This window comes from Pseudoalteromonas sp. GB56, from assembly GCF_054923835.1.
In genome coordinates this window covers 731,638-757,018 of the sequence record NZ_JBPCHK010000001.1, presented here as the reverse complement: position 1 = coordinate 757,018, position 25,381 = coordinate 731,638, and the positions used below count along the sequence as shown (strand labels likewise).

Annotated in this window: 30 protein-coding genes and 1 pseudogene; 16 read left to right on the top strand and 15 right to left on the bottom strand. The window is 44.8% G+C overall.

Annotated elements, in window-relative coordinates; translation table 11 throughout:
• Window positions 1-25: 25 nt before the first annotated feature.
• From ACH19P_RS03585 to zapE, 6 genes are all read right to left on the bottom strand, one after another.
• Entirely contained in the window at window positions 26-763 is a 738-nt protein-coding gene (locus ACH19P_RS03585) for a cytochrome c1 (protein WP_462157133.1), read from the bottom strand.
• On the bottom strand, window positions 760-2,025 hold the full coding sequence (locus tag ACH19P_RS03580) for a cytochrome b (RefSeq protein ID WP_462157132.1): 1,266 nt from the start codon (window positions 2,023-2,025) through the stop codon (window positions 760-762). Before ACH19P_RS03580 ends, ACH19P_RS03585 begins: the two co-directional genes overlap by 4 nt.
• Entirely contained in the window at window positions 2,025-2,621 is a 597-nt protein-coding gene (gene petA / locus ACH19P_RS03575) for a ubiquinol-cytochrome c reductase iron-sulfur subunit (protein WP_462157131.1), read from the bottom strand. The genes ACH19P_RS03580 and petA overlap by 1 nt, the downstream gene beginning before the upstream one ends.
• Window positions 2,622-3,095: 474 nt before the next feature.
• Window positions 3,096-3,488: a 30S ribosomal protein S9 gene (rpsI, locus tag ACH19P_RS03570; RefSeq protein WP_347391384.1), complete on the bottom strand. Its 393-nt coding sequence runs from the start codon at window positions 3,486-3,488 to the stop codon at window positions 3,096-3,098.
• Between the two features lie 7 nt (window positions 3,489-3,495).
• Window positions 3,496-3,924, bottom strand: coding sequence for a 50S ribosomal protein L13 (rplM, locus tag ACH19P_RS03565; protein ID WP_347391213.1), 429 nt, complete (start codon window positions 3,922-3,924; stop codon window positions 3,496-3,498).
• A 245-nt stretch (window positions 3,925-4,169) separates the two neighbouring features.
• Window positions 4,170-5,258, bottom strand: a complete 1,089-nt coding sequence (gene zapE, locus ACH19P_RS03560) for a cell division protein ZapE (RefSeq protein WP_462159305.1) — start codon at window positions 5,256-5,258, stop codon at window positions 4,170-4,172.
• A gap of 99 nt (window positions 5,259-5,357) precedes the next feature.
• Between zapE and ACH19P_RS03555 the strand changes: the two genes are divergently transcribed.
• From ACH19P_RS03555 to ACH19P_RS03545, 3 genes are all read left to right on the top strand, one after another.
• On the top strand, window positions 5,358-5,807 hold the full coding sequence (locus tag ACH19P_RS03555) for a Z-ring associated ZapG family protein (protein ID WP_462157130.1): 450 nt from the start codon (window positions 5,358-5,360) through the stop codon (window positions 5,805-5,807).
• Window positions 5,808-5,927: 120 nt separating this feature from the next.
• On the top strand, window positions 5,928-7,280 hold the full coding sequence (locus ACH19P_RS03550) for a DegQ family serine endoprotease (protein WP_462157129.1): 1,353 nt from the start codon (window positions 5,928-5,930) through the stop codon (window positions 7,278-7,280).
• 104 nt (window positions 7,281-7,384) lie between these two features.
• Window positions 7,385-8,467: a trypsin-like peptidase domain-containing protein gene (locus ACH19P_RS03545; protein ID WP_462157128.1), complete on the top strand. Its 1,083-nt coding sequence runs from the start codon at window positions 7,385-7,387 to the stop codon at window positions 8,465-8,467.
• A gap of 51 nt (window positions 8,468-8,518) precedes the next feature.
• On the opposite strand, the gene murA is transcribed toward ACH19P_RS03545, so the two are convergent.
• Genes murA through ACH19P_RS03510 form a run of 7 tightly spaced genes read right to left on the bottom strand, consistent with a single transcriptional unit; the run spans window position 8,519 to window position 13,172 of the window.
• Window positions 8,519-9,778, bottom strand: coding sequence for a UDP-N-acetylglucosamine 1-carboxyvinyltransferase (murA, locus tag ACH19P_RS03540; protein ID WP_462157127.1), 1,260 nt, complete (start codon window positions 9,776-9,778; stop codon window positions 8,519-8,521).
• A gap of 12 nt (window positions 9,779-9,790) precedes the next feature.
• Window positions 9,791-10,048 carry a BolA family protein gene (locus tag ACH19P_RS03535; RefSeq protein WP_462157126.1) on the bottom strand — a complete coding sequence of 86 codons (258 nt, stop codon included), beginning with the start codon at window positions 10,046-10,048 and terminating at the stop codon, window positions 9,791-9,793.
• A gap of 5 nt (window positions 10,049-10,053) precedes the next feature.
• Window positions 10,054-10,347, bottom strand: coding sequence for an STAS domain-containing protein (locus tag ACH19P_RS03530; RefSeq protein WP_462157125.1), 294 nt, complete (start codon window positions 10,345-10,347; stop codon window positions 10,054-10,056).
• Window positions 10,340-11,017 carry an MlaC/ttg2D family ABC transporter substrate-binding protein gene (locus ACH19P_RS03525; protein ID WP_462157123.1) on the bottom strand — a complete coding sequence of 226 codons (678 nt, stop codon included), beginning with the start codon at window positions 11,015-11,017 and terminating at the stop codon, window positions 10,340-10,342. The genes ACH19P_RS03530 and ACH19P_RS03525 overlap by 8 nt, the downstream gene beginning before the upstream one ends.
• Window positions 11,018-11,022: 5 nt before the next feature.
• Entirely contained in the window at window positions 11,023-11,577 is a 555-nt protein-coding gene (mlaD, locus tag ACH19P_RS03520; RefSeq protein WP_462157122.1) for an outer membrane lipid asymmetry maintenance protein MlaD, read from the bottom strand.
• Between the two features lie 12 nt (window positions 11,578-11,589).
• Window positions 11,590-12,378 carry a lipid asymmetry maintenance ABC transporter permease subunit MlaE gene (gene mlaE / locus ACH19P_RS03515; protein WP_462157121.1) on the bottom strand — a complete coding sequence of 263 codons (789 nt, stop codon included), beginning with the start codon at window positions 12,376-12,378 and terminating at the stop codon, window positions 11,590-11,592.
• Window positions 12,378-13,172, bottom strand: coding sequence for an ATP-binding cassette domain-containing protein (locus ACH19P_RS03510; protein WP_462157120.1), 795 nt, complete (start codon window positions 13,170-13,172; stop codon window positions 12,378-12,380). Before ACH19P_RS03510 ends, mlaE begins: the two co-directional genes overlap by 1 nt.
• A 202-nt stretch (window positions 13,173-13,374) precedes the next feature.
• On the opposite strand from ACH19P_RS03510, the gene ACH19P_RS03505 reads away from it, so the two are divergent.
• From ACH19P_RS03505 to mgtE, 12 genes and pseudogenes are all read left to right on the top strand, one after another.
• On the top strand, window positions 13,375-14,346 hold the full coding sequence (locus tag ACH19P_RS03505) for a calcium/sodium antiporter (protein WP_462157119.1): 972 nt from the start codon (window positions 13,375-13,377) through the stop codon (window positions 14,344-14,346).
• Between the two features lie 10 nt (window positions 14,347-14,356).
• Complete coding sequence (locus ACH19P_RS03500; RefSeq protein WP_462157118.1) at window positions 14,357-15,325, top strand: KpsF/GutQ family sugar-phosphate isomerase; 969 nt, start codon at window positions 14,357-14,359, stop codon at window positions 15,323-15,325.
• A complete protein-coding gene (gene kdsC / locus ACH19P_RS03495) occupies window positions 15,325-15,876 on the top strand; it encodes a 3-deoxy-manno-octulosonate-8-phosphatase KdsC (RefSeq protein WP_462157117.1) in 552 nt (183 codons plus the stop codon). Before ACH19P_RS03500 ends, kdsC begins: the two co-directional genes overlap by 1 nt.
• A complete protein-coding gene (lptC, locus tag ACH19P_RS03490) occupies window positions 15,873-16,427 on the top strand; it encodes an LPS export ABC transporter periplasmic protein LptC (RefSeq protein WP_462157116.1) in 555 nt (184 codons plus the stop codon). Before kdsC ends, lptC begins: the two co-directional genes overlap by 4 nt.
• Window positions 16,417-16,950 (top strand): lipopolysaccharide transport periplasmic protein LptA, encoded by a 534-nt coding sequence (gene lptA, locus ACH19P_RS03485; protein WP_462157115.1) that lies wholly within the window; start codon window positions 16,417-16,419, stop codon window positions 16,948-16,950. Before lptC ends, lptA begins: the two co-directional genes overlap by 11 nt.
• Entirely contained in the window at window positions 16,947-17,672 is a 726-nt protein-coding gene (gene lptB, locus ACH19P_RS03480) for an LPS export ABC transporter ATP-binding protein (protein WP_462157113.1), read from the top strand. Before lptA ends, lptB begins: the two co-directional genes overlap by 4 nt.
• A 23-nt stretch (window positions 17,673-17,695) precedes the next feature.
• Window positions 17,696-19,186, top strand: a complete 1,491-nt coding sequence (locus ACH19P_RS03475) for an RNA polymerase factor sigma-54 (protein ID WP_462157112.1) — start codon at window positions 17,696-17,698, stop codon at window positions 19,184-19,186.
• A 25-nt stretch (window positions 19,187-19,211) separates the two neighbouring features.
• Entirely contained in the window at window positions 19,212-19,499 is a 288-nt protein-coding gene (gene hpf / locus ACH19P_RS03470) for a ribosome hibernation promoting factor (protein WP_022945550.1), read from the top strand.
• 1 nt (window position 19,500) lies between these two features.
• Window positions 19,501-19,947, top strand: coding sequence for a PTS IIA-like nitrogen regulatory protein PtsN (ptsN, locus tag ACH19P_RS03465; RefSeq protein ID WP_462157111.1), 447 nt, complete (start codon window positions 19,501-19,503; stop codon window positions 19,945-19,947).
• A 30-nt stretch (window positions 19,948-19,977) separates the two neighbouring features.
• Window positions 19,978-20,823, top strand: a complete 846-nt coding sequence (gene rapZ, locus ACH19P_RS03460) for an RNase adapter RapZ (RefSeq protein WP_462157110.1) — start codon at window positions 19,978-19,980, stop codon at window positions 20,821-20,823.
• Between the two features lie 2 nt (window positions 20,824-20,825).
• Entirely contained in the window at window positions 20,826-21,095 is a 270-nt protein-coding gene (locus ACH19P_RS03455) for an HPr family phosphocarrier protein (RefSeq protein WP_462157109.1), read from the top strand.
• A 191-nt stretch (window positions 21,096-21,286) separates the two neighbouring features.
• A pseudogene (gene mgtE / locus ACH19P_RS03450) lies at window positions 21,287-22,646 on the top strand (magnesium transporter).
• Window positions 22,647-22,688: 42 nt separating this feature from the next.
• Here the strand turns inward: mgtE and ACH19P_RS03445 are convergent.
• Window positions 22,689-23,105 (bottom strand): VOC family protein, encoded by a 417-nt coding sequence (locus ACH19P_RS03445; RefSeq protein WP_462157108.1) that lies wholly within the window; start codon window positions 23,103-23,105, stop codon window positions 22,689-22,691.
• Window positions 23,106-23,248: 143 nt separating this feature from the next.
• Window positions 23,249-24,598 (bottom strand): metalloprotease PmbA, encoded by a 1,350-nt coding sequence (gene pmbA / locus ACH19P_RS03440; RefSeq protein ID WP_462157107.1) that lies wholly within the window; start codon window positions 24,596-24,598, stop codon window positions 23,249-23,251.
• A 325-nt stretch (window positions 24,599-24,923) separates the two neighbouring features.
• Between pmbA and yjgA the strand changes: the two genes are divergently transcribed.
• Complete coding sequence (gene yjgA / locus ACH19P_RS03435; RefSeq protein ID WP_462157106.1) at window positions 24,924-25,367, top strand: ribosome biogenesis factor YjgA; 444 nt, start codon at window positions 24,924-24,926, stop codon at window positions 25,365-25,367.
• Window positions 25,368-25,381: the final 14 nt, after the last annotated feature.

Below are 25,381 nucleotides of genomic sequence, written 5' to 3'. Positions count from 1 at the left end.
TGAGTTAACTGGTTGATATTATTAATTAATGAACATCACGCCAGTATTCTTTCTTCAGTAAGAAAGCAAAGATAAACAGAATGAATAGGAAACCAAGAACCTTGATACCAATTGCTTCTGAGTCTAGTCGCGAAGGCTCACCCACGTACTCAAGGAAGTTAGCAAGGTCGCGAGCAGCTTGGTCGTACTCGTCAACACTCATTTCACCTTGGCCGTCGGTCTCAACCGCTACCACTTTCTTAACTGTTTTTCCGTGCTCTTCAACTTCCTCGTATACAGGAGTTGGTAAACCTTGAAGTTCTTGTAGAACGTGCGGCATACCTACTGAAGGGAACACGATGTTATTTACGCCAAATGGACGAGACTCATCTTTGTAAAACGACTTTAAGTACGTGTAGATGTAGTCTGGTGATTTAACACGTGCAATCAGTGTTAAATCCGGTGGCGCAGCACCGAACCATGTAGCGGCGTCATCTTTGTCCATTGCATTAGTGATGTGACTACCCACTTTAGAACCATCGAAAATAAGCGTTTCTAGGCCGATGTCAGTAGGAATACCGATATCACGGAAAGTACGCTCATAACGTTGGTACTGCATTTGGTGACAACCAAGGCAGTAGTTCATAAATAGTTTAGCACCGCGCTGCAATGAAGCTTGGTCAGTTAAATCGATGTTTGCATCTTGCAATGGCACCGACGGGCCTGCTGCCATAGATAATGTTGGCAACAATGCGAATAAACCAATAACTAGCTTTTTCATCATTTCGTCAACCTCTCTGGCAATGGCTTAGTCTTCTCATTCTTCGAGTAGAAGAACAGTAACACGAAGAACATAAAGTACGTAACTGTGGTGATTTGCGACAACAGCGTTTTAAAATCTGTTTGCGGCGTAGCACCAATCCAACCAAGGATTACGAATGTTACAACGAATTGTGCAATGTTCAGCTTGTGGAAACCACAACGGTAGCGAATTGACTTAACTTTACCACGGTCAATCCAAGGTAGAAGCGCAAGTACTACAATTGATGCACCCATTGCTACAACACCGAGTAACTTGTTAGGAATTGCACGCAGAATCGCATAGAACGGCGTGAAGTACCAAACAGGGAAGATGTGCTCTGGTGTTTTCAGCGGGTTAGCCGCTTCAAAGTTTGGCGCTTCTAGGAAGAAACCGCCCATCTCTGGCGCAAAGAACACCACGTAGCAGAACAGAATCAAGAAGCCCACAACACCAACAATATCTTTCACCGTGTAATACGGGTGGAAAGGAATCGCATCAACGATGTCTTTTTTGTTTGTATAGTATTCGTGGAACTGGAATTTTGCTTTGTCTTCTTCAGCAACAGTGCCTTTCTTACGCTTAATTTCAACACCATCTGGGTTGTTTGAACCCACTTCGTGAAGCGCAACAATGTGTAGGAATACAAGAATCACAAGCACTAGTGGCAGCGCGATTACGTGCAGGGCGAAGAAGCGGTTAAGCGTTGCACCTGAAATTACGTAGTCACCACGGATCCACAGTGTCAGATCGTCACCAATTACCGGGATTGCACCGAACAACGAGATGATTACCTGCGCACCCCAGAATGACATCTGACCCCATGGTAGTAAGTACCCCATGAAAGCTTCAGCCATGAGTGCTAAGAAGATGAACATACCAAACAACCACAGTAGCTCACGTGGTTTTTGATAAGAACCGTAGATCATGCCACGGAACATGTGCAAATAAACAACTACGAAGAACGCTGATGCGCCCGTAGAGTGCAGATAACGGAGTAACCAACCGTATTCAACATCACGCATGATGTATTCTACAGAAGCAAACGCGCCTTCAGCTGAAGGTACGAAGTTCATCGTTAACCAGATACCGGTCACGATTTGGTTTACTAGTACCAGCATCGCTAATGAGCCGAAGAAGTACCAGAAGTTAAAGTTTTTCGGTGCTGGATATTGAGCGATGTGCATATTCCAGACGCGAGTCATTGGAATACGATCATCAATCCAATTGATAATTTTACCAAACATTACGCTGCCCCTTCGCCTTTCTCACCACCAACTAAAATGGTCGTGTCATCAATGAAGTAATAAGGAGGGATCTCTAGGTTAAGTGGTGCTGGAACCGACTGGAACACTCGACCAGCCATGTCAAATTTAGAACCGTGACATGGACAGAAGAAGCCATCGTCTGTGCCTTCCACTTTCTCACCGAAACCGCCTTGTAGGAAGCTTGGTGAACAACCTAGGTGAGTACAAATACCCACAGCCACAAAGATAGTTTCTTTGATTGAACGGAATTCGTTCTTAGCAAACTCAGGCTGTTGAGGTTCTTCAGACTGAGGATCACGTAGTTTATCTTCGTGTGCTTTTAGTTGTTTTAGCATTTCCGGTGTACGCGAAATAACCCATACAGGTTTGCCTCGCCATTCAACACGGATCAGTTGTCCAGGCTCTAGCTTCGAGATATCTACTTCTACGGGTGCACCCGCAGATTTAGCTCGTTCACTAGGGTTCCAAGACGCAATAAAAGGAACAGCAGCTCCAACCGCGCCCACGCCACCTACAACAGAGGTAGCAATGGTCAAAAAGCGGCGTCGGCTGTTGTCTACAGGCGCATTGCTCATCCACTTATCTCCACTATGATTCTCAACACTTGCTATATTGAGAACATCAGTTACAGCAGGTTAATTTTTGAAGTTACAAAATAGAAGCGATCATAAATAAAAGCCTTGATTAAAACAAGGTTATTCACTGTTTCACACTCGAATAACCACCTGTTTCTTACGAAATGCACAGGTGAAAAGATTATTCGAATATCAAGCAGCGTTAGATATGCTATCGCAAACTCACACTGACGACGCTGATAAAGATCAAGGTCTTGCCAGCAAAGCTGTTTAAAATCACTTCATTAGTCTATTTGCCCCGCAATTGTAGCAAATAATTATCAAGATTATCGGCCTGATTTGCATTAAATACGGGAATTTGTGAAATATTCCCTCGTATGGCAGGCAAACGACGAACATATTTGAAAATAGACAATAAAAAACCCGGTTTGCCAAAGGCAAAGCCGGGTTTTGAAATTCTGAATACGTAATAAATTAACGCTTCGAGAACTGTGTTTTCTTACGTGCTTTCTTAAGACCCACTTTCTTACGCTCAACTTTACGAGCGTCGCGAGTAACAAAGCCAGCTTTACGTAGTGGAGAACGAAGAGACTCGTCAAACTCCATCAGTGCACGAGTAATACCGTGACGAATAGCACCAGCTTGACCAGTAGTACCACCACCTTCAACAGTGATGTAAAGGTCAAACTTTTCAGTCATTTCAACAAGCTCTAGTGGCTGACGAACAACCATACGAGCAGTTTCACGACCGAAATATTCTTCGATAGAACGTTGATTGATTACGATGTTGCCAGTGCCTGGACGTAAAAATACGCGAGCACTTGAACTTTTACGACGACCTGTACCGTAGTATTGATTTGCCATGATGTGCTCCTTAAATGTCTAGAACCTGAGGCTGCTGTGCAGCGTGATTGTGCTCAGTACCTGCGTAAACTTTAAGCTTACGGAACATTGCACGGCCTAGAGGACCACGTGGCAACATACCTTTAACCGCTTTCTCAATGATCATCTCAGGTGCTTTAGCTTGAAGCTTCTCAAAGTTGATTGACTTCAGGCCACCTGGGTAACCAGTGTGTCCGTAGTACATTTTGTCCTGAGTTTTGTTACCAGTTACAGTAACTTTTTCCGCATTGATTACGATGATGTAGTCACCAGTATCAACGTGTGGAGTGTACTCAGCTTTATGCTTACCGCGAAGACGACGAGCGATTTCAGTAGCGATACGACCTAAAGTTTTACCTTCAGCGTCAACTACGTACCAGTCACGTTTTACTGATTCTGGTTTAGCAACAAACGTTTTCATTTATAAAAATCCAATGTTTTCAATTATAAAACCACAAGCAGAAGTATTTCTGCTGCTCTATTAAATTTGCTTCAACCCCTTCGAGTTTAAGACTTAACCCCCAGTCGTGGCTAAACGTACCGAGGTAGAACGGCAAGTGGTAGGCGCGGGAGTATACCAGCTCGATTTAGAGATTGCTACTGCTGCGGTGCATTTTTGTTCACCTTTTGTACGGTAATTTCTAAGTCTGCGAGCTGACCGACTATTTACGCCAAATGAGGTCGTTCTAAGTACTCTCGAGATTGCATTTCTTGCAAACGACTAATGCATCGTTTGAACTCGAAGTTAAGGGTACCTTGGGTGTATAACGCTTCGATTTCTGCCTCAGCAGAGATAATTAAGGTGACGTTGCGCTCATAAAACTCATCAACTAACGCAATAAAGCGTCGCGCTGCATCATCATTTTGTTGGCTCATTTGCTTTACGTTTGACAACAGCACAGTGTTATAGAGGCGTGAAATTTCCATATAATCCACCTGCGAACGCGCTGTCTCACACAAATCGTGAAAATCAAACATAACGATGCAATCGCTGACCATTCGGGTGTTGATCATCCGCCCTTCAATCTCGATGGCCTCTCCAGCTCGGCCAGGCTCTGGGGATAGCTGCTCGAAGTAAGCAAACAGGTTTGTGTCAGCTTGTTCATCCAATGGACTGTGGAATATCTCAGCCTGCTCTAACGTTCGCAAGCGATAATCTACACCGGAGTCAACATTCACAACCTCAGTATTGGCATTAACTAATGCAATCGCGGGTAAGAAGCGGGCGCGTTGCAAACCATTTTTATACAGCTCGTCAGGCACAATATTCGATGTGGCCACGAGAATAATACCACGCGCAAACAAGGCTTCCATCAAACCACCAAGCAGCATCGCATCGGTAATGTCTTGCACGAAAAACTCATCAAAACAGATGATATCCGTTTCGTTTTTCAATTTGTCAGCCACCATTAATAGTGGGTTCTTCACATCTTTGAGCTGTTTAAGTTCTTGGTGTACGCGATGCATAAAACGGTGAAAGTGCACTCGCATCTTACGCTCAGTTGGCAAAGCCTCATAGAACGTATCCACAAGGTAGGTCTTACCACGCCCTACTCCCCCCCAAAAATAGAGCCCTTTAATTGGCTTCGTGCTATCCTTGGAAAAGAGCTTCGCAAAAAAACCTGAAGGCTTCTTTGGTTGCGCAACAATGTCGTCAAACAGCCTTTGCAGATGCTTCACAGCATTTTCCTGTGCGGCATCAAATAGGAAGTCATCTCGTTGTAAGTCTTGTTGATATTTCTGCCAAGGTGTCATGATATTTACGGCGTAAGTCAGGCTAAATTTTTGCGCTATCTTAACACGGCTCGCAACAATACGTATATTTGGCTGATAAGTTTTCAAAAGGGGAAGTCTATGTCGACAATCACTTGGTTAGGGGTCGTTATCATCATCGCCGCTTGTAGTTTTTTTCTCGGCGGATGGTTCACCAAGAAACGATTCAAACAAGAAGAGCTAGAAGAGCAAGCACACAAAGCGCAAAACGAATTAGAACAATACCGTCAAGACGTCGCCGACCATCTTGATAACACCAATAAGTTAATCAATAAACTCAAAGACAATTACGAGCAGTTAGCGAACCACGTGGCTCAAAGTAATAACTTACTGACGTTGAAAAAAGAAGTAGACATGAGTCAGCCATTCTTCTCAAAAGAAACGACTGAACAACTTCACGCTTCATTGAATCAACGCTCAGAGCGCCACTCAACACGCACTCAGCATGATAGCCAGCCAGCAGACTACGCAGCCGGAGAGTCAGGTTTATTCAGCGGTCAAAAGAAAGATAACGAGCAACAACCTGCTTAATAAATAGGCGAACGATTTGCTCTTGTGGAACTAAAGTAACGACCCCATAGTCAGTATAGAAACTAGCTTTATAGGTACCGGGCTGCTAGGCGGCCCTCTCTTTTGGAGTTTGTCTATACTATGAAAATGAAGTTATCAGTTCTCAGCGCCGCTATTTTATCGGCAACTTTTTTCATCCAACCTCACTTTGTTGAAGCAAAATTACCTGTAGCTGTAGATGGTCAACAACTACCTACGCTCGCACCTATGCTTGAACGCGTTACTCCTGGGGTTGTCAGCATCCGCGTTTCTGGCGCCAAAGAAGTAAGATCCCGCGTGGATCCATTCGATTTCTTCTTCGGTCGCCCACAGCAGCGCTCGCAAAAGCGTCCGTTCAGTGGTTTAGGCTCTGGCGTTATTATCGATGCCGATGAGGGCTATATTGTTACCAATAACCACGTTATCGATGATGCTGAAGAAATGCGCGTTACGCTCGAAGACGGCAGAGAGTTTGAAGCCAAACTGATTGGTGCTGATAAAGAGTCTGACATCGCGCTGCTACAAATTGATGCCGAAGATCTCATCGAAATTAAATTAGCCGACTCAGATAAGCTTCGAGTAGGTGATTTTTCAGTGGCAATTGGCAACCCATTCGGTCTCAGCCACACAGTGACCTCAGGTATTGTCAGCGCACTTGGCCGAAGTGGTTTAAACATTGAAGGCTACGAAGATTTCATTCAAACGGACGCCGCTATCAACCAAGGTAATTCTGGTGGCGCACTCGTCAACTTAAAAGGCGAGCTCATCGGTATCAATACCGCAATTTTAGGTGCCTCAGGTGGCAATGTTGGGATTGGCTTCGCAATTCCATCTAACATGATGCACAACCTTGTTGAACAAATCATCGAATTTGGCCAAGTCCGCCGTGGCTCATTAGGCATTTCTGGCCGTACACTTAATGCCGGATACGCCAAAGCACTTGGCTTGGATGTTAAGCAAGGCGCGATGGTTGAGCGAGTGGATGAAGATTCAGCAGCTGAAAAAGCAGGTATCAAAGCTGGCGATGTTATCATCAGCGTCAACGGAAACGATATCCGTAGTTTTGAAGAACTTAAAGGTAAGGTAGCAACGCTTGGCGAAGGCAAGAAAGTCGAAATTGGCCTCTACCGCGATGGTGATGAGAAAGAAGTCGATGTTACGCTTGCTGCTGCAGGCGATGTTGCCAAAGAAGCAGCTGAGGTCCACCCTGCTCTAGCTGGAGCGGAATTAGAGTCAGGTAAACGCAATGGTACAAGTGGTGTTGTGGTTAATAGTGTAGACCCTCGCTCAGTTTCAGCTCGTTTAGGTCTTGAAGAAGGTGACATCATAATTCAGGTCAACCGCACTCGCGTTGAAACAGTGCGGGAGTTGAGCAATACCATCGCTGATATCGAAGGAAATATTGTCTTGGTTGTGCGTCGCGGCAATAGCGACTTCATTGTGCCAATTCAATAACCCCTTAGTTCCTCCCCAACAATTCAACAGCGGCGCCCTTGCCGCTGTTGTTACTTCTGTGCCATCATTACAAATCTAAGAAACTAATAATAATTATCAATTCCGTGCTAAAACAAATTCGATTTACGCTTGTTCCGCTGCTAAGTGGCTTAGGGCTTGCTTTCATTATTGTGCTTGCCACTCCGTCTCTACGCGATGCTCTGTTGCCTCTGCTATCGAGTGATGGGTTTAGCGGTTCACACATGAGTTATGCCAAAGCAGTGAAAAGAGCCGCACCTGCAGTTGTCACTGTCTATTCAGAACGTATCTCGACACAACCACGTTATATGCAACAACAAAGCACAGTTTCAGAAATTGGCTCAGGTGTGCTCATGAGCAGCGATGGTTACATTCTTACTAATTACCACGTAATCAATAGCGCTGACGTGATTATGGTGATGCTCAGCGATGGGCGCCACTTTAGTGATGTGCAACTAGTCGGGTTTGATACGGTGACTGACTTAGCGTTATTAAAAGTAGCCGCAACTAACCTACCAACTATCCCTGTTGATGAGGCCTTTTCGCCACAAGTTGGGGATGTAGTATTAGCGATTGGTAATCCACTTAATTTGGGGCAAACAATCACCCAAGGGATCATCAGTGCCACAGGCAAACAGCGTCTTACTGACAGTTCTCATAACAGCTTACTGCAAATGGATGCTGCTATAAACGTTGGCAATTCTGGCGGTGCTTTGGTGAACTCGCATGGCGATTTAGTGGGGATTACGTCGGCGCAATTTAAAACACGAAGCAACCTTGATATCCAAGGCATCTTTTTTGCGGTGCCTTATTCATTAGCTAAAGATGTGATGGATAAACTTATTAATTATGGCCGTGTTGTTCGTGGCTATGTGGGTATGGATGTTACCGCTGTTGATAAAGATGGTCGTGATGTAACTAACAACCATATGGCCATTGCCGGAATGCGTATTAACAATCTCGACCCACTCGGGCCTGCATGGCAGGCTGGTATGAAAGAGGGAGATATCGTTGTGAGCATGGGCGGTCATTCCGTCAGCAACATTCAACAAAGCTTGGAGCGTATTGCTAACACGTCGCCTGGCACTGAGCTTGACATCGAGCTATTCCGAGATGGCAAACCACAGACTTTGAAAATCAAGGTTGCTGAGCTCGAAACGAGAATGTAAAAGACATAAAAAAAGCTGCAAAAGCAGCTTTTTTTATGTCTTTCGAACGACTTATTCACTCACACGCTTGATATTCGCACCCAATGCGGTCAGCTTATCTTCGATATGCTCATAGCCTCTATCAACATGGTAAATGCGATCTACGCGAGTCTCACCTTCAGCAATGATACCCGTTAGGATCAAACTGGCAGACGCACGCAGATCCGTTGCCATTACCTGAGCACCACTTAACTTAGGGCTATCACCACAAATTGCAGTGTTGCCTTCCAAACGAATATCAGCCCCCATGCGTTGAAGCTCAGGAACATGCATAAAACGATTCTCAAAAATTGTTTCGGTGATCGTCGCACTGCCGTTAGCCACAACGTTTAGTGCAGTAAACTGCGCTTGCATGTCAGTTGGAAAGCCTGGATGCGGAGCTGTTTTTATATTTACGGCTTTAAGCTCACGATCGCGCATATCTAAATAAATCGTGTTATCCGTAACCTCGATGTGCGCATTTGCTTCACGCAATTTTTCAATAACCGGCTCTAAGCTATGATAGTCGGTGTTTTTACACAGAATGTCGCCTTTAGCCATAGCTGCAGCAACAAGGAATGTGCCTGTTTCGATACGATCCGGCAGAATTGCGTGTTCGCATCCACCCAAACGCTCGACGCCTTCAATTTCAATGCGGCTGGTTCCTGCGCCAGTGATCTTCGCACCCATGTTGTTTAGGTACTTGGCTAAATCACTAATTTCCGGTTCTCTCGCGGCATTTTCCAGTACAGTCTTACCTTCAGCAAGCGTTGCTGCCATCAGTAAATTTTCAGTCGCACCCACACTCACTGTGTCCATGAAGATTTCAGCACCTTTTAAGCGACCTTCAACATGAGCATGAATGTAACCATTTTCTACTTCAATGTGGGCACCCATGCGACGCATACCTTGGATATGGATATCTACTGGGCGAGCACCTATGGCGCAACCACCTGGCAAAGACACTTGTGCCTTACCAAATCTGGCAAGTAAAGGACCTAACGCAAGCACAGACGCGCGCATTTGTTTCACTAACTCATAAGGAGCGAGAATCTTATCGACAGTACCACCATCGACATACAAATTGCCGTCTTGCCAATACACTTCTGCACCCAACTCTTTAAGCAACGCTTCAGTGGTGTTGATGTCTCTTAGTTTTGGCACATTACCAAAACAGCTTTTTGAATCGGCCAGCAATGCTGCGAACAAAATCGGCAGGGCAGCATTTTTAGCGCCGGAAATAGTAACCTCACCGCTCAGGGGTGTGCCACCTTGAATAATAAAATGGTCCATTTGAAAAGCCTGTTATTGCGGGAGGATAAATTTGCGTTCGCGCTGCCACTGTTCTGGCGTAAAGGCACGGATTGAAACAGCGTGAATTGTCCCGTCTGAAATTTTTTCCATTAGAGGTTTATAGACAAGCTGTTGTTTTTTAACTGGGGTTAACCCTTCAAAGCAGTCACCCACGGCGATCACCTGATAATGGGTACCTTCAACTTTAACGATTACTTCTTCGAGCTCTAGCTCTTCTTTCAATAAAGCTTCTACTTGACTGCTTTGCATTACTCTCACTCAAAAATATTGTCGACCTGTCCCAACTGCATCAATTTATGTAGTTGATCAGGTATATGCTCTAACTGTAGCTGTTTGCCTTGTTTACGCAATTGCGACAAGGTGTCAATTAACCAGGCAAGTCCTGCGGTATCCACATGCGCTACGTTGTTTAGGTCGAGTGAAACAGTATCCTCATTGGCAGTTAATAACTGCTGAACTAACGTTCTATCCGCCACGCTAAACCGAGTCAACTCGCCTTCTATGCTGAATTGACTGTCACTTTGACGAGATAAAGAAAGATTACTCATTTCCACCTTCACCACGAAACTGAACAGGCAGTTTACTTTTCTTATCCAGTAAATCAATAACGTGTTCGATACCTTCTTGGCGCAAAATGCCGTGAAGCTCGCTTTGTTTCGCATCCAACAAGCTGATACCCTCAGCTATCATGTCATATGCACGCCAATTATTGTCGTTATCCTTACGTACTTTGAAGCCAATATCAATGTCTGGTTTACCCGGATCTTTTATAGTCGTTTTCACAATCACTACGTTGGCATCACCAATCTCTTTTGCTGTATCAAAAACAACTGTTTGATTAGTATATTGTGTAAAGACCCCTGCATAGGTGGTAACGAGGTAGTTTTTAAACACGTCCATAAAACGCTTAATGTTATCGATAGCCTGTTTCTTCTGTTCAGGATCTTCAATGCTACGTGCTTTTTGAATATAACTCGCCAATACGCGATACGACGCATATTTATAATCAATGTAAGGCAAGAGTTCTTCTTCAACAATCACCTTTAAATGCTCTTTGTCAGCTGTAATCTGACTCTGATCATGTTCGATACGCTTAAATGTTTTATCCGCCACTTGGCGTACCATTTCATAAGGGTCATCAAGTTCAATTTCGGCAGCATGCGACATAGGCGCTACCACCATCAACAACCCTGCTACTAAACTAAAAAATTTACCCATGAAGACTACTCGCTACTTTGATTAAATAAAAATTGGCCAATAAGTTCTTCTAATACCAAGGCAGACTTAGTATCGGTAATCATATCGCCATCCTTTAACGCCTTTGATTGCACTCCAAAAATTGCATCAATGGATAATTCATCCGCTTCATCTTCAGCAACGACTTGGTTGCCTAGACATTCCTGTTGTGCTGAGTTACTTGCAATAACGGGATTGATACCAAGATACTGCTCACCCAAAATACCTGATGTTAAGATAGACACTGATGTTGCATCTGAAAACTTGCACTCATAATTACTATCTACTGACATATACACCAAAGGTACGAATTCCGTTGGGTGTACCAAGATATTTTCAACACGCCCAATTACGACGCCACCCACTTTAATCGGTGCACGTACTTTTAGTGATCCTATATTCTCAAACTTAGCGTGCAATGAATAAGTACCATTACTACCAGCAATTCCTGCATTTGCGACTTTCAGCGCAAGCATGACAAGGGCTGCAACCCCCATCGATACGAACAAGCCAACCAAAATTTCAATTTTTCTCGAATTCATGGTGTTAATCCTTTAGCCGCCAAACATCACGGCGGTCAAAATAAAATCAAAGCCAAGCACGGCCAATGAAGAGTGTACAACGGTCTCGGTAGTTGCTCTGCTTATACCCTCAGAAGTCGGGATACAGTCATATCCCTTATAGAGCGCAATCCACGTCACCAGCAAAGCAAAAACGAAGCTCTTGATGATGCCGTTGAGAATGTCTTTTTCGAATGAAACCTGCGATTGCATAATTGACCAGAAACTACCTCTGTCAACACCCAGCCAATCAACACCCACGAGGTGCGCACCGATAATGGCCACAGCTGAGAAGATCAAAGCCAGTGCTGGCATACTGATAATCCCTGCCCAAAAGCGCGGTGCAACGACGCGTTTTAGCGGATCAACGGCCATCATTTCTAAACTGGTTAATTGCTCGGTTGCTTTCATCAAACCGATCTCAGCAGTCAATGCGCTTCCCGCTCGCCCAGCAAATAACAAGGCTGTTACTACCGGACCGAGTTCCCGAAGCAAACTCAATGCAACAAGCGGCCCCAAACTATCTTCTGCGCCGTACCCCACTAAGACGGTGTACCCCTGTAAAGCAAGCACCATCCCAATGAATAAGCCAGACACAACAATGATAATTAATGACAAGAAGCCAACCATATAGAGCTGGCGAATAAGTAAAGGGGTCCCTTTGCGGAAGTTGGGCATACTCAACAAGGCACCAAGCAACATCTGTGTTGCGCGTCCCATTGAGGCAAATCGACTCAGTGTTTTATGGCCTAGTTGCTGCCAAAAGTTGATAATTGCAGACATTATGACAACAACTCCTGTTCATAAGGCTCAGCATCAAAGTGAAAAGGTACTGGTCCATCTGACAATCCCTGCAAGAATTGTTGCACCAGTGGTGATTCATGTTTGCGCAATTCTTGAGGACTGCCACTACCAATAACGCCTTTTTCAGCAATGATGATGACGTGATCCGCAATACTCATCACCTCAGGCACATCATGGGTGACAATCAATGAGGATAAACCAAGTACTTCGTTCAATGATTTAATGAGCTTAACCAGCACCCCCATTGATATGGGATCCTGCCCAGCAAAAGGCTCATCGTACATAATGAATTCTGGGTCTAAGGCAATTGAACGAGCCAATGCTGCCCGACGTGCCATCCCGCCCGAGAGCTCAGCAGGCATTAAATCTTTAGCGCCACGTAAGCCGACAGCTTGAAGCTTCATCAACACGATTAGACGAATAAGCTCTTCGCTAAGATGCGTATGTTCTCGAAGCGGAAAGGCAATGTTGTCAAACACTGACATATCGGTGAATAACGCGCCGCTTTGAAAGAGCATGCTCATCTTTGTCCGCGCTTGGTACAGCGCCGTGCGAGACATACTCGGAATGCTTTGACCTTGGAATAGAATATCGCCACTGTCGGGCTTCAACTGACCACCAATTAAACGCAGCAGCGTTGTTTTACCGATGCCACTGGGACCCATAATAGCCGTGATCTTCCCTTTAGGTATGGTAAAGTCCATATTCTGATAGATAACGCGCTCCGCGCGTTTAAAGGTAACATCCTTGATTTCAACGATTGGTTGCGACAAGTCGCTCTCCCATTTATTTCTATCATTAGACCGAGCATTTTAAAGTTTTTTTGCGTCAAGGGAAAAAAGAATCTGTAAAAATTTGTAAGATCATTCAAAAAAGGCCGAGTATGCACAAATCGGGTGCGTTTTTTTACACAATTACAACGGCTTTTGATACTATTTGCGCCACTGTTTAGAATTAATTTTTGGCTTTGCAATCATGCTCACTTCTTTTGCCATTCTTGTTGCCGGCTTTGTCGCACTTGTGTGGAGTGCTGACCGCTTTGTTTTCGGTGCCGCAGCATTGGCGCGTAACCTTGGTGTACCTGCATTAATAATAGGTTTAACCGTCGTCGCAATGGGCTCTTCTGCGCCAGAAATGATGGTATCGGCATCAGCTGCATTGGCTGATAAAACAGACACCGCAGTTGGTAATGCGGTTGGCTCCAATATAACTAATATCCTTTTGGTATTAGGTATCACTGCACTTTTACGCCCACTGTCGGTCTCTTCTATCACCTTGAAACGGGAGATGCCGTTAGTGTTGGTTGTGTCCCTTATTGCTTGGTACATGTTCACTGACAATTATTTTTCAAAAACAGAAGGCTGGTTGTTATTGGTCGGCTTTATTGCCTTCATTGCATTTCTTATTGTTATTTCCCGAAATCAAAAGCAAGTGGAAGAAGATCCATTCGTTAGCGAAGCATGTGATGAAGTACCTTCCGATGTCAGTACCAAATCCGCAGCGTTCTGGCTTATCGTCGGTTTAATTTTGTTGCCGGTGAGTTCTCATTTCATTGTCGATTCAGCGGTCGATATCGCGCAGTATTTTGGTCTTAGTGACCTTGTTATTGGTCTAACTATTATTGCCGTTGGTACCAGTTTGCCTGAGTTAGCAGCGTGTGTAGCTGGAGTATTGAAAAAAGAAGACGATTTGGCGCTGGGCAACATTGTTGGCTCGAATCTATTTAACATTTTAGCGGTTCTATCCATCGCTGGTATCTTGAACCCTTCTACAATCGACGCATCAGCGGCCAATAGAGACGCCCTAGTAATGATCGCAGCGACCATCGTACTTATTGCAATGAGTTTGAACTTTCGTGGTGCGAGACGCATCAACAGGGTTGAGGGAGGCATGTTGTTAGTCGCATTTTTTGCCTACCAAGGATATATTTTTAGCCAGATAGCATAGAGTAATGTATATGACACAAAGCTACATCGCCACGGCACAACGCGTTATTGAAACCGAAACTCAAGCCTTACAAGAGCAGCTTGCGCATCTGGACGAACAATTCACTCAAGCCTGTGAACTTATGGAGCAGTGTAGTGGCCGAATCATCGTAGTCGGAATTGGCAAATCTGGTCATATCGGCAATAAAATCGCAGCCACACTAGCAAGCACAGGTACCCCAGCATTTTTTGTACATCCTGGCGAAGCGAGCCATGGTGACCTAGGTATGATTACCGCGCAAGATGTCGTGTTGCTCATATCCAATTCGGGTGAAACTCATGAAATCGTGAGTATTATCCCAGTTATCAAACGCATTGGCGCCGCGCTTATCGCGATGACAGGCAGTGCCACTTCAAGTATGGCAACGCTGTCTGATTTACACATCTGTATTGGCGTTTCAAAAGAAGCCTGCCCTCTGGGACTTGCACCTACGGCGAGTACCACTGCGACTCTCGCTATGGGCGACGCTATTGCAGTGGCTCTTCTAGAATCAAAAGGATTTACTGCAGATGATTTCGCTCTTTCGCACCCCGGCGGCAGTCTTGGAAAGAGGCTATTATTAACGCTGAAAGACGTGATGCACAGCGGTGATAATGTGCCGCGTTCACACCAATCACAAAGCATAAAAGACGCGCTACTGGAAATTTCCACCAAAGGCTTGGGCATGACTGCAGTCGTCGATGATGAGGGCAAATTAGTTGGACTGTTCACCGATGGTGATTTACGCCGAGTGCTTGAGCATCGTATCGATATTCACAGCACCGCACTTGTGGAAGTGATGACGCCAAATTGCACCACAGCGAAGGCCAACATGCTAGCAGCTGAAGCGCTCAATGTGATGGAACGTAAACGTATAAATGGTCTGATTGTTGTTGATGAACATCAGCGTCCTGTAGGTGCCCTCAATATGCAAGATCTACTTAGAGCAGGAGTGCTTTAATGCTATTTAGCGAGTTATATCAACCGATTGCAGAGAATGCGTGGCAAAGAGCCTCACGGGTAAAGCTGCTGATATGTGATATCGACGGCGTATTTTCTGATGGCCGTATCTACTTAGGCAATCAAGGCGAAGAACTCAAAGCCTTCAACACCAAAGATGGGTTTGGCATAAAAGCCTTGATGGACTCGGGTGTCCGCGTCGCGGTTATTACTGGCCGTCAATCTCGCATCGTTGAAACCCGTATGACGAGCCTAGGTGTGCAGCATATCTATCAAGGCAAAGAGAACAAACTTGAAGCTTATGCAGAACTCAAGGCCACGTTAGGACTCAATGATGACCAAGTTGCTTATATCGGGGACGATGGCCCAGATTTACCGGTCATGGAAAAAGTCGGCTTTGCAGTTGCCGTGAATGATGCTCACCCACTAATCAAACGCATCGCACATTATACGACACTGATGCCTGGTGGTTTTGGCGCCGTGCGCGAACTCACTGACTTATTGATGTTGGCGCAAGGTCACTCCTTAGGCACTAAAGGTACCAGTTCATGAACAATGCTCGGTTGCTTATTTCCATCATTTTCCTCGCTATTATGGCTTGGTTGTGGGCACCGTATTTTATGAAGCAAGAACAAACGGTGGTGAAAACGGACCAAGCTATTGCGACACCTGATTACACAGCGACTGGTTTACGACAGCGTAGTTATAACGATCAGGGGGCGTTAAGCCACAGTGTTTATGCTGAACAAATGGAAATGTTTGAAGAACTTGGCTTCACCCATTTTAGAAAACCAGAATTTACACTGTATAACGATGGCGAACGCTGGCGATTGACTGCCGACGAAGCCACTTTATATAACAATAATATTTTGATCTTGGAAAATAACGTTGTTGCCACCAACTTATTAGAAGGGGCAATGATTGAACAAGTCAAAGCGGCGGCTATCCAAATAGACATTGATGCGCAACGAATGGAATCGGAGCAAAGCGTTGAGCTCAGAGGGCCTGATGTATTAATCACAGGTCAGGGCTTGAAAGCAGATATCAATACAGAGATAGTGGAATTAATAAAACATACGCGAACAGTATATTATGACCAATAAATTCAATGCATTAATTCTTGGTTTAGGGCTTAGCCTAAGCGCAATGGGCGCGCACGCGGAACAAACAATCAACACGACAGAAGTGTTAATTGACGCCGATAACCAAATTGCCATGATCAAAGAAAATATCACTATTTTTGATAAAAACGTGCACATCGTTCATGGTAATCGTCAAATAAAAGCTGATCGTTTAGAAGCGCACCGCCGCCCAGAACTGGGTGACAATAAGCAACTGCTGATCGCCACGGGTAGTCCAGCGATGTATATAGAAACCATGGAAGATGGTCAGCAAATTACCGCTTCTGCAAAAGAAATTCGCTACGACGTTGCCACGCAAATTTTACAAATCAAAGGTGACGCAAAAATTGAAATGGCTGATCAACAGATCATCGCTGAAACTATCAGCTATGATATAGATAAACAGACCATCAGCGCCGAGAAAGACAAAAATTCAAGTACACGAGTACGCACGACTTTGACACCACAGAGCGAAGAAAAGCCTGAGGAAAAGGAACAACCATGACCACATTGAAGGCGCAAAAATTAGCAAAAAGCTACAAAGGTCGTGAAGTTGTAAAAGACGTAGGACTGGAAGTTAAAGCTGGCAGCATTGTTGGTTTATTGGGCCCAAACGGCGCAGGTAAAACCACGACCTTCTACATGATTGTGGGTCTGGTACCCAGTGACAAAGGCATGATCAGCATAGACGATCAAGACATCACATTGCTGCCAATGCACTCTCGTGCGCGGCTGGGCATAGGCTATTTACCGCAAGAGTCTTCGATATTTCGAAAACTCACCGTTTATCAGAACCTGATGGCGATTTTAGAGACGCGCAAGGACCTAAACAAAGCAGGCCGAGAGGAACAATTAGAAAGCTTGTTGGACGAATTTAATATCCAGCATATTCGCGATTCATTTGGAATGGCATTATCAGGTGGTGAGCGCCGTCGCGTTGAAATTGCTCGCGCTTTAGCCGCAAACCCCAAATTTATCCTTTTAGATGAACCTTTTGCTGGTGTAGACCCTATTTCGGTGTTAGATATAAAGAAAATCATTGAGCACCTGCGAAACCGTGGCATCGGTGTACTTATCACCGACCACAATGTGCGTGAAACCTTAGATGTATGCGAAACCGCTTATATCGTCTCTCACGGTGAATTGATTGCGTCAGGCACACCACAACAAGTGCTCGCCGATCAAACCGTTCGTGATGTTTATTTAGGTGAGCAATTTAGGCTATAACAACAAAAGGATTGTTAGAGTACATGAGGCAATCATTACAGCTGCGCTTAGGCCAGCAATTAACAATGACCCCACAATTGCAGCAAGCTATTCGCTTGTTGCAGCTCAGTACTTTGGATCTTCAACAAGAAATTCAAGAAGCACTTGACGCTAACCCACTCTTAGAAGTCGAAGAAGAAAATTACGCTGACAACGCGAGTGATAAGAACGATAACGAACGCCTACAAAACGGTGAAGACAAAGTCGATGTTGAATCACAAAGCAGCGACCAAATAGAAAGTTCTGACGCATTAAACAACGACTCGATCAGTGATGAATTACCCATGGATGTATCTTGGGATGAATATATCAGTGCAGCTCCCGTAGCTTCAGCAGGTCCAATGCCTGATGATGAGTTTGTCTACCAAGGTGAAACCACCGAGACACTGCACGATTATTTGATGTGGCAACTGCAACTCACCCCATTTAGCCCAGTCGATGAAGCGATTGCGACAGCCATTATTGAAGCAATCGACGACAATGGCTTACTAACCGTTTCTACTGAAGATTTGCTCGAGAGTTTAAATCACGAGGAGCAAGACGTAGAAATCGAACTAGATGAAATTGAAGCTGTCCTAAAAAGAATACAACTCTTTGATCCTGTTGGAATTGGTGCGCGTTCACTACAGGAATGCTTATTGATCCAACTCAATCAATTTTCACCTCAAACCCCTTGGCTTAGTGAAACGAAAGAGGTAATTTGTAATTACATTGATTTGCTAGGTAACCGTGACTATCGCACCTTAATGAAAAAGACTAAGCTTAAAGAAGCTCAGTTAAAAGAGGTGATGACGCTGATACACAGTTTGAGTCCGAAACCTGCCGCAACTATTGTGCGCGAAGAGTCAGAATACGTGATTCCTGATGTATCCGTTAAGAAGGTTAAAGGGCGTTGGCTGGTCGAGTTAAATCCTGACAGCATGCCGAAGATACGAGTTAATGATCATTACGCATCATTAGGCCGTAGCTGTAAATCACAAAGTGACAGCCAGTTTATACGCTCTCACTTACAAGAGGCTAAATGGTTTATAAAGAGCCTGGAACAACGCAACGATACCTTACTCAAAGTAACTAATTGCATTGTTCAACAACAACAGGCATTCTTTGAACATGGCGAAGAAGCGATGAAACCAATGGTCCTCAATGACGTGGCCGAAATGGTTGAGATGCACGAGTCGACAATTTCTCGTGTAACGACCCAAAAATATATGCATACGCCACGTGGGATTTTTGAGTTGAAGTATTTCTTCTCCAGCCATGTGAACACCGAAAATGGAGGTGAATGCTCATCCACAGCGATTCGAGCATTAATCAAGAAGCTAGTAGCGGCGGAAAATGTTGCCAAGCCATTAAGCGACAGCAAAATAGCCGATATACTCGCAGAGCAAGGAATCAAAGTGGCTCGACGAACGATTGCGAAATATCGTGAATCGTTAGCCATACCACCGTCAAATCAACGTAAAAGCTTGATATAGACGTTAGACAAGAAGGAAAATGCTTATGCAATTGAATCTTACCGGTCGTCATGTAGAAATCACAGACTCTCTTCGTAACTATGTGAATAGTAAATTTGCAAAACTTGAGCGTCATTTTGACCATATTAATAATGTGCATGTCATCCTTGATATAGAGAAACTCACACAAAAAGCAGAAGCAACACTTCACGTAAATGGCGGCGAATTATTTGCCACCGCAGAGCACCAAGATATGTATGCGGCGATTGATGGCCTAATTGATAAATTGGATCGCCAAGTAATTAAACATAAAGAGAAATTATCTCGACACTAAAATGAGCTTAGAACATCTTTTCTCCAAGGACTGCAGCAAAGCTGCGGTCCTTTTTAATAGCAAAAAAAGAATGTTGGAGTACCTAGCACAGGTCGCTCATCAACACGCACCGCATTTAAACGAGCAAACCATTCTCGATGCGCTTTTGGCGCGAGAGAAGCTCGGCAGTACTGGCTTTGGGAAAGGCGTCGCAATTCCTCACGGTCGATTGGAAGGCATTGAACAAACCATTGCCATCATAGTCACCAACCGCGAAGCCATTAACTTTGATGCCATAGATAATCGTCCTGTTGATATTTTTGTCGCACTGCTCGTACCAGATAATCAGTGTGATCAACACCTCAAGACCTTAGCGCAAATTGCTGATAGACTTAAAGACAAGCAATTGTGCAAACAGCTGAGAACAGTCACCACAGATCAGGAGCTCTATCAGCTATTTGTGGCCTAATTTAGTCACAGGAAGTTTAAGGGAATTAAAGTGGAATTGATTATTGTCAGTGGTCGCTCTGGTTCAGGTAAGTCTGTCGCTTTGCGCGTATTAGAAGATTTAGGTTATTACTGCGTAGACAATATCCCAGTTAATCTGCTGCCCGCTCTTGTGCGCAGTGTCTCAGACAACTACGACAAAATCGCTGTCAGTATCGATGTGCGAAACTTACCCAAAGAAGAGCAGGAATTCAGTGATATCTTGGCTTATCTTCCTGCATTTTCAAAACCCTCTCTATTTTATCTAGATAGCGACGAGCAAACGCTGATTAAACGTTTTTCTGAAACACGTCGATTGCACCCATTATCGATGCAAAACCTGCCATTAGACATTGCTATTCGTGAGGAAAAGAAACTGTTAGACGTGTTAATCTCGCACGCTAACTTTATTATCGATACGAGCGAACTCAGCGTTCATCAGTTAGCTGAAATGGTGCGTGAAAAAGTCCTCGGTAAGAAAGATAAACCATTACTCATCACCTTTGAGTCATTTGGCTTTAAACACGGCATCCCGAAAAATGCTGATTACGTATTTGATGCGCGCTTCTTACCTAACCCTCACTGGGAACCTGAGCTCAAGCCGCTAACCGGTTTAGATCAGCCAGTAAAAGATTACCTCTCAAGCGATGGTATCGTACAGAAGTTTACTTGGCAGATTCAAACCTTCGTGCAAACTTGGTTACCTCATCTGGAGCGCAATAACCGCAGCTATTTAACGATTGCGATTGGCTGTACTGGCGGTCAACACCGTTCTGTTTATTTAGCGCAGACATTGGGAGAGCGCTTTATGGATACCTACCCAAACGTCAAAATCCGCCACCGTGAACAGGAAAAGTAACCGTGACAGAAGCCACCTTTGTTATCCAGAATAAACTCGGCCTTCACGCCCGCGCCGCTTCTCAGCTCGCGCAATTAGCAATGAATTTTGACGCTAAAATCACCCTCTATCAAGGTGATAAAAGCGCTGAGGCAGACAGTGTTCTCGCACTGTTGCTACTTGAAAGTGGCAAAGGAAAAGAAGTACGAGTAGTGTGTGAAGGCAATGACGAGGAAGGGGCCCTTGTCGCAATTGGGCAATTAATCGCCGAAAAATTCCACGAGCAAGAGTAGCTCCTTCACGGGTGTTCAGTTAAGCAAAAATACCCTCTGTGTTTAGTAATTGTTTATTACCCAAAATATAAACACCCTCTATATCTCATTTACCTTTGGTATCTTTGTCTGAGTTAAGGTAAACTTATCAAGCGCTTGTAAGTGCTCGCTTATAAGCAGATTTCTTCCAGTTTTATCTTTAAGGGAAGCCTATGCCAGAAGCCTATGAACAAGAAAATCCGCTCCAACCACTTCAGGAAATTACTGAAGCCCTTAGCAGCGGCCAGTTTGTTCATGTACGCAGGCTTTTAGCAAAAACAGCGCCCAGTGATACGGCGCTACTTTTAGAGTCTTCCCCACACAAAACACGTTTTAAACTTTGGTCTCTCGTCGATCCTGATGTACAAGGTGATGTTCTCGAAGAACTCTCTGAAGATGTACGTCTAAGTATCATTGCGCGAATGGAACCGGAGCACATTGCTGCTGCGACCGAAGACATGGACGACGATGACCTAGGTGAAGTACTTCGTAGCTTACCTGAGCCAGTCTATAAAGACGTAATCGAGGCGATGGACAGCCAGAATCGCGACCGTGCGACGACGGCTTTGTCATATCAAGAGCGCTCTGCGGGTGCCTTGATGAACACCGATACGGTGACCATTCGTCCTGATGTATCCATTGATGTGGTACTGCGTTATTTACGCCTCAAAGGTGAATTACCTGAAGGCACGGATGAGTTGTACGTGGTCGATAAAGATAACTGTTTTCTCGGTTCTCTGCCGCTTACATCTTTGTTGACGACTATGCCGGACGCGATTGTTCGCGAAGTGATGGATGATGAGTGTGAGTCGATTCCCATCACCATGGATGAATCTGAAGTTGCACAACTGTTTGAGCGTCATAACTGGATTTCAGCACCGGTAGTTGATGAACAAGCACATCTGCTTGGTCGTATCACAATCGATGACATCGTTGACGTTATCCGTGAAGGCGCTGAGCACAGCATGTTAAGTCTTGCGGGTCTAGATGATGAAGAAGACACCTTCGCACCCGTAGTGAAAAGTACCAAGCGCCGCTCTGTGTGGTTGGGTGTTAACTTGCTGACCGCCATGCTCGCCGCCTTTGTTGCCAGCTTCTTTGAGAGCACCTTGGGTATTCTGCCTTTCCTTGCCGTATTGAATGGTATTGTGCCATCAATGGGGGGTGTTGCGGGCTCACAAACCCTAACCCTTGTGATCCGTGGTCTTGCTCTGGGGCATATTAACGACACCAACCAAAAGTTCTTACTCACCAAAGAACTCGCAATCGGCGCACTCAATGGCGTGCTCTGGGCCGTGTTAATAGGCTCAGCCATAGCGCTATGGAAGTGGGATCTCACTATCGGTTTAGTGATAGCTTTCGCCATGTTTATGAACTTGCTGGCCGCAGGTATCGCCGGTGCGGTTATCCCGCTTATTCTGAAAAGAATGAACATCGAATCCAGCACTTGCAGGTAACGTGGTACTGACTACAGTTACGGATATTGTTGGTATCTTTGCCTTCCTCGGCACCGCAACCTGGTTCTTGATTTAATGTATTGACGTCGATGCCCATTTTTGGGCATCTAAAACGCGTTTACAGCTCATTATTCCGCAACTCAGGAATATCTGTAAGATACTGCACAAACTCCACTTCAAAGCCCGCAGGGTCTATGAAGTACACATTACGACGATAGGGATTATCCGCACCTTGTTTCGCAATTTCAAAACCCGCCTGCTGTAGTCGTGTAATGACTTCATCGAGATTTTGCGTCACATAAGCAAAGTGTGCGAGACCTTGTTGATGGCCTTCGAGGTTGCGGTTGTCGCCTTCGCCATTGTCACTAAAAGCGATATAGTGATAGTCATCGCCAAAGTGCAGCCAATGACGCGGCTTCCCTGACCAAGTACCCTCTCCTTTACTACGAATATGCCAATGAGGAAATACAGCACGGTAAAAAGTAAGGGCCTTTTCTATATCACTAACAACTAAATTTACATGCTCTAAATACATCAGTCTCTCCAAAATTAATGTTTATCTTTTAGCGTTAGGAAGACTTTAAAACCTCAACTTAAGTTTAGGTAAAGCATTTATTGCACATAAAAAACGCCCAATTAAGGGCGTTGTACGTTTTCAGGTTGGCAGTGAGTAAACGATCACTCTCCCGCTATTTGCATTTGCTCGATTAGCACGGAGCCTGTGAGCACACCGCCACGATGGTCAATATCACCACCAATGCCAGCGATGCCTTTAAACATATCCTTGAGGTTACCGGCAATGGTAATTTCACTTACAGGGTACTGAATTTCACCATTTTCAACCCAGAATCCAGCGGCGCCACGGGAATAATCACCCGTCACTGTGTTAACCCCTTGACCCATTAGCTCTGTCACCAATAAGCCTGTGCCCATCTGCTTAAGTAGCGCATGTAAATCATCATGGGTTTGCTGTACCAGCCAGTTGTGGATACCACCTGCATGCCCGGTCGGTGTAAGCCCCATCTTACGGGCTGCGTAACTCGCCAATAGATACGTTTTAAGCTCACCTCCGTGAATGATTTCACGATCTATGGTTTTCACCCCCTCCGAGTCAAACGGCGAAGAAGCAAACCCCTTAAGCATGTGTGGGCGCTCACTGATATTGACGATATCACTGAATACTTGGGTATTGATGCTATCAAGTAAGAAGCTCGATTTTCGGTATAATGCGCCGCCACCAATGGCTGACACTAAATGTCCAAACAGCGAACTGGCGATATCAGCGCGAAATACAACAGGCACCTTCATTGTGCCCAACTTTTGGCTGTTGAGTCGAGCTATGGTCTCACTCGCTGCTTCTAAGCCAACTTCTTTAGCTGCTTTTAGCCCGTTTTGGTCACGAGAAATCGTGTAGGCTGAATCACGCTGCATTTGCTCGCCATCTTGGCCAATAACCATAGTGCTGATGCTATGACGCGTACGAGGGAAACCTGCCAACATGCCATGACTGTTACCGTAAACACGTAAGCCTTCATGACTACTAAAACTCGCACCGTCCGAGTTAACAATGCGCTCGTCAAAATTAAGTGCTGCATGTTCAGCTTCTTGGCACAAGGCAATTCCCTCTTCAGGCGTCACCTGCCAAGGGTGGTAAAGGTCTAAATCAGGCGGACTCATTTCTAATAGTTCAGCATCGGCCAAGCCATTGCATCGATCTTCAGAGGTGTATTTGGCAATCTCAATCGCCTTTTCAACCACTGAACGCAAAGCTTGAGGGCTTAAATCTGCTGTCGACGCTGAACCCTTTTTATTACCAACATAAATACTGACACCTAGGCCGCCGTCTTGGTTGAATTCAATCGTTTCAACGTCACCCAATCGCGTGCTCACCGATAATCCAGATGTGCTCGACATCGCTGCTTCGGCTGCGGTAGCGCCCAACTTTTTGGCCTGCTCCAACACTTCACTGACGGCGTTCTTAACGTCTTCAATCTGGCTGTAAATGGGTGCCAAGTCTTTTTGTTGCATAGTTCTTTTCGCTCTAAAATCTTATGCTCTAAGCCTAACACAAAGCATCTCACTAATTTAGTGATTCGCTTGCAATTAATCAGCTCACACACAGATATTGCTGGAATAAGCTGCCCCCCGCTCAATGCTTTTTTAAGTTTGGTTGCTAGTCATATTGAGCACAAAGAGCAACGAGTGTTGCCACTGCGTAATTATATAAACACGAGTTCATACAAATTGGTATAATTACCCCAAAGTGCATTATTCGAGACTAGTATGGCTAAAAAACCGCAACCTGAAGAAGAAATCATTTTACGTATCAAAGAGTGAACTAAAGCGCGATGCAATGGAGTTCCATGAACTTGGTATTGAACTCGCTAGCCTCTCTAAAAAACAACGTGAAAAACTTCCTCTTAGCCCAGATTTGGAAGCGGCAATGGATTTGGCTGACCGTCTAAAAGACAAGAAAGATGCCTACCGTCGTCATATGAATTACGTTGCAAAAACGCTGCGTAGCACCACCAACGTAGAAGAAATCAACAATGCGATGGCGATTATTACTAACAAAAATAATCAAAAAGATGTGATCATTAATCACATTGAGCAAATTCGTGACGAATCGATCGCCAAAGGCGATGGTCGCCTCAATGCATTACTTGAGGAATACCCAAACCTAGAGCGTCAGCGTATGCGTCAACTTATTCGCCAAGCGGCGAAAGAAGTGAAAGATGAAAAGCCAGGTAAGTCATTCAAAGAGCTTTTCCAGATTCTCAGAGATTTGATGCTCTAGTTATCGATTTAACA